The organism is Streptomyces sp. NPDC041796 (genome assembly GCF_055590785.1).
In genome coordinates this window covers 1-3,328 of record NZ_JBVJAH010000084.1, presented here as the reverse complement: position 1 = coordinate 3,328, position 3,328 = coordinate 1, and the positions used below count along the sequence as shown (strand labels likewise).

Sequence of the window (3,328 nt, the reverse complement as noted above, 5' to 3'; positions counted from 1 at the left end):
GGAGACACGCAGCCACACCCAGCATCCCTGGGCTTCCCGATCCTACGAGTGACGGGAATCAACCCAGGAACAACGTAAGGAGACACGACCCTCACAACGGCCGCTACTTCAAGCCCCAGCGCCTGCAAGCGGACAAGGCATACGACGTTCCCCACCTGCGGAAATGGTTACGGGGCAAGCGCATCGGGGTGCGCATTGCACGCAAAGGCATCGAGTCCAGCGAACGACTCGGCCGCCGCAGATGGGTCATCGAGCGAACCATCTCCTGGCTGACCGGCTACCACCGTCTCAACCACCGCTACGAACGCGATCCCCGCAACTACCTCGCGTTTCTCGGACTCGCCGCAGCACTCTGCTGCTACAAGCGACTCGATCGCCTCACCACACAGGACATGGCCTGAACCGACGTGATCACCAGCGCCCTCGCCGGCTCGATGCCCTCCCTAACCCTGGCCGACCAGCAGCGCCCTATCTGAATGACCAGCACCGCCCCGAAGCCGTGGAACCCGGCGCCCACCCAGCGCGACAGCCGGGCCCTCAACCTGCCCACACGCAGAAATCTCCGCTCCGAACGAGCAGAAAGAGTTCCAGAGCAAGCTGATGGACCTGCAAGATCGAGGCTAGTCTAGTTGATAGGGGAGCTTCGCGCGAGGAATTGCACTGGGGGCGGAGGGTTCTCTGCCTTCTGCGAGGCGACTAGGACCTTAGCGGGAATAAACACCGCCTTGATTCTTCCACTGCTAGGGTCTGGGTCTGCTAAAACAAGTCGATAGACGATGTAACCAAGATAGTAGCCTGCGCTTGCACGCCCAGTAAGCCATCCTTGCGACCCCGCAGGGATTGGACTTTCGAAGTCAGATTCCGCTTGAGCTTGCCATCTGTCGGTTGTGGTCTCCGAAGTGTAGGTAAAAGAGACTTCCGCACCGACTTCCCCCGCATCTTTAGCGATTAGCTTTGGTGAAATTTTACCCCGACAGACCACCCCTCTTTGTGGGCGTCTTCGTGCCCAACTGTAGCTGTTCCCTTGTATGTGAGTTTCCTCCCCTCCCCACCCTGAAGACTAGAAGTTTGCGCCATTTCGGGATATCTTTGGTCTTGAATAAGCCTTCCAACGAAGGCACAAGGCGGGCGTAGGCTGCCGAGCCGATTAGACGGGTTGCAAAACTCCTCAGCAGTCTGATCGATCCATCTATCTTTCACATCCCAGTCATTCTTTCGAACATCATCTGCCATCAATCGATAATTCGGCCCATAATCCTTCAGGAAAAGCTCTGCACACCGTCTCACATACGCAAGATTGTTGGAATTATTCATCACCTCCTGCGCCTTTGCGCCAACATCCACCTTAACTCCGGCTTGCGCCGACCCGGCCGCGGCTCATCCGCAAGCCCGGCCATCCGCCGAGCAGCAAACCGCGAGCGCCACTTCCTCACCGTGTCCGCGGCTACTTTGAACTCCACCACCACAGATGCATTCGGCTTCCCGTCCGCGCACGCTAAGCCGGTGCGCGCCCGCCCCGCGAGACGGGGCGCCACCGCGCCGCCCGCCCAGCGCAGCAACTCGTCGCGCTCCTCATCGGACAGCACAACTTCGACAGCACGAGGACCCCGAGACATGAAAACAACCTACAGACTTAAGCCGCAATTTCAGGCGCATCACACTAGAGAGGTAATCATTTGCCAGGCATGACACTTGATGCACGCTGGATAGCATAAGCCCACTGCTCCTTTTCCATCCTAGATTTTGACAACTTTGCGAAGATCGCACCCGGCTTCCAGATAGCGTCGCCCCCCGGGCTGCCCTCGGTCGTTGATCGCATCGGCGGTTCATCTAGACGTGACCGTCCCGGCTGAGGCCATCGAGGAACGAAGCCCGTCCGGGCGCCGGACGCTTTATACCAGATGATTGGCCAGCTGGTGGACCGGGCGAAGGCTGGCACGATCAAGTTGACCGACGAAGGCGGGCTACAGCAGCGACTGACGAAGCGGATCCTCTAGTCCGCCCTCGAAAGCGAGGTCACCGACCACCTCGGGCATGAGAAACACGAGAAGACCGCGAGCGGCAATACCCGCAACGACACCCGCTCAAATACCGTGGTGGCCGAGTTCGGGCCGGTCGCCATCGAAGCCACTCGGGAATGTCAGGGCTGCTCGAGCCGCAGATCGTAAGAACCGGCAGCGCCGGCTGACCGGCGTCGACGAGATGGTGCTGTCTCTGTCGGCCTGCGGGCCGACCCACGGAGAGATCTCCGCCACCTCGCGGAGGTCTGCGCTGGGCTGATTCAAAGTCGGGTGGTCTTGTAGGTGTGCAGGTCACGGCGGTGTGACGATTGGTCGGTGGGCCGCCACGGATGTATCGAAGCTCCGGTTTACGGGGTGCCCCTCGCAAGTCGCCCTGAACAACCGGAGCTTCGATGTGCCGGCGGTCTGCCACTGTCTGCCTGGCCAAGTCGCCCTCGCGTCAACACCGCGTGCGCTGGGGTGGCGGAGCGTCTGGAGACCCTTCTCGACCCGCGAGACCGGCGCGGCCGCCGTCACGCCCAACCTTGAATGCGGCTTCTGATCGCCTGTGCGGTGCCGGCCAGCGCCCGTTCCTACCTCGCCATCGGCCAGTGGGTCGGCTCCACTCCGCAGGACGTCCTCGCCAGACTCGGCGTCCGCTCCACCAGCCCACTCCGCGTGCGCCACGCCCCCAGCACCTTAACCATCCGGCGCGTCCTGCTCGCCGTGTGCTCCAGAGGCCTCGCCGACCTGGTCGGCGGCGACCTGTCCGACGCGGACAGCCTGGCGATGGACGGCAAGACCGCCCGCGGCTCGCGCACCGACGACGCTCCCGCCGCACATCTGCCAGCCATTATGACCCGCACCGGACAGACCCTCACCCAGCTGCGGGCACCCGACAAGGCCAACGAGATCACCTGCTTCAACGCCCCCTAGTAGGACTCCGTTAGGTCTTTCGGTTCGGCTTGTTCCTGGGCATGTTGGGTGGATGGACGCACGAGAAGTGGACCGTGTTCGGGCGAAGTTGGCGTTATACGTGGCTGACGTGTTCGCGTCGGTGCCGCGTAAGGACCAGCGGGCCAAAGGCGACTGCTACCTGCGAGGACTGATGCTGGACGGCCGCCGCAAGTCGATCCAGGCCATGGCCTCGCGGCTGCCGGACGGCAACGAGCAGAACCTGCAGCAGTTCGTGAACCAGTCCAGCTGGGACCCGGTGCCGGTGCAGCGGCGGATCCTAGTACTGCAATCACGCTTGTGTGTGGTTGAGTTGGAGTATGGCTGAGCTTGGGGTGGGGCTGGTTGAGAGGTGGGACGGGGTGCTGGCGGGG

2 protein-coding genes and 2 pseudogenes are annotated in these 3,328 nt (G+C 62.1%); all 4 read left to right on the top strand.

Translation table 11 applies throughout. From position 1 onward, the window contains the following. Positions 1-401: transposase (locus ACZ6C1_RS38855; RefSeq protein WP_469247734.1), on the top strand; the 401-nt coding region annotated here is incomplete at its 5' end. A gap of 1,456 nt (positions 402-1,857) precedes the next feature. Continuing rightward, positions 1,858-2,253: pseudogene (locus tag ACZ6C1_RS38850) on the top strand (transposase); the annotation flags it as partial. A 296-nt stretch (positions 2,254-2,549) separates the two neighbouring features. Continuing rightward, positions 2,550-2,936, top strand: a complete 387-nt coding sequence (locus tag ACZ6C1_RS38845; RefSeq protein WP_469247733.1) for a hypothetical protein — start codon at positions 2,550-2,552, stop codon at positions 2,934-2,936. A gap of 52 nt (positions 2,937-2,988) precedes the next feature. Further along, positions 2,989-3,237, top strand: a pseudogene (locus ACZ6C1_RS38840) (transposase); the annotation flags it as partial. Positions 3,238-3,328 lie beyond the last annotated feature (91 nt).

What these genes read in the sequence shown, in the direction of transcription:
- ACZ6C1_RS38845 (WP_469247733.1), top strand. Translation starts at nt 2,550, where the DNA reads ATGCGGCTTCTGATCGCCTGTGCGGTGCCGGCCAGCGCCCGTTCCTAC.